This is a genomic window from Caballeronia jiangsuensis (genome assembly GCF_046030135.1).
GTDB classification, from domain to species: Bacteria; Pseudomonadota; Gammaproteobacteria; order Burkholderiales; family Burkholderiaceae; genus Caballeronia; species Caballeronia jiangsuensis.
The window spans coordinates 1-983 of record NZ_JAQQDB010000112.1; the positions used below are offsets into that span (position 1 = coordinate 1).

The 983-nt window shown below is 64.7% G+C and carries 2 protein-coding genes; both read right to left on the bottom strand.

Annotated elements, in window-relative coordinates; genetic code table 11:
* Positions 1–350, bottom strand: a 350-nt coding sequence (gene paaD, locus PQR08_RS38575) for a 1,2-phenylacetyl-CoA epoxidase subunit PaaD (RefSeq protein ID WP_408164479.1), incomplete at its 3' end; no start/stop codon positions are given.
* Positions 351–983, bottom strand: a 633-nt coding sequence (gene paaC, locus PQR08_RS38580) for a 1,2-phenylacetyl-CoA epoxidase subunit PaaC (protein WP_408164481.1), incomplete at its 5' end; no start/stop codon positions are given. It abuts the gene before it with no gap.

The window sequence follows — 983 nt, forward strand, 5'->3', positions numbered from 1 at the left end:
TCCGTGCTGCTGCATGCGCCCGTCGGCGGTGCGATGCCGTAGCGGCGCAGCTTCTCGCGTGCTTCGTCGGTGATCCAGTCGGTCGTCCACGCGGGCGCCAGCACCGTCTCGATGCGATGCGCGCCGAGCTCAGCCCGATCGATCGCGTGTGCGATGTCCTCCGCAATCTGCGACATCGCAGGACAGCCCGAGTACGTCGGCGTGATCACCACTTCGAGCACGCCATCGTCGCCGTGACGCACATCGCGCAGAATGCCCAATTCGCGGATCGAGACCACCGGAATCTCCGGATCGGGCACCGCTTCGAGCACATCCCACGCGCGTTCGATGCTTGCGTTGGCGGTATTCATTTACCAGCTCGCGCCCGGATGTTGCCGCGCGAGACTCTGCATCTCCGCCAGCAGATAACCCATGTGCTCCGAGTGCTCGCCGTGCTTGCCCGTGGTGATGTGCTTCACCTCGGCGGGCGCTTCGAGCGTCGCTTCTTCCAGTGCCGATGCGACCTGCTCACGCCATGCCGCTTCGAACTCGCTCGTGAGCGGCGCGATGCCTGCATCGGCGACGGCTTGTTCGATCGCATCGGTGGCGAAGAACTCGCGCGTGTACGGCATCAGATAATCGAGCGCCGCCTGCGCACGACGATGCGACTCCTCCGTGCCATCGCCGAACCGCACCAGCCAGTCGCGCGCGTGATGCAGGTGATAGCTCGTCTCTTTGACCGACTTCGCCGCGATCGCCGCGAGTTGCGCATCGCTCGATGTCTGCAGCGCGCTCCACACTTCCATCATCAGTGCGCAGTACAGGAAATTGCGCACGATCGTCACCGCGTAATCGCGCTCGGCGCGCGTCGTGCCCGCGAGCGGGCCGAAGTGCGGCAACTCCGCGATCGTGTAGTTGGCGAACTCGCGCTCGCTGCGAAAGTACGCGTAGTCGTCTTCGGTCTTCTTGCTGCCGGTAAGCGATGCTTCCAGCGACGCCGCGTA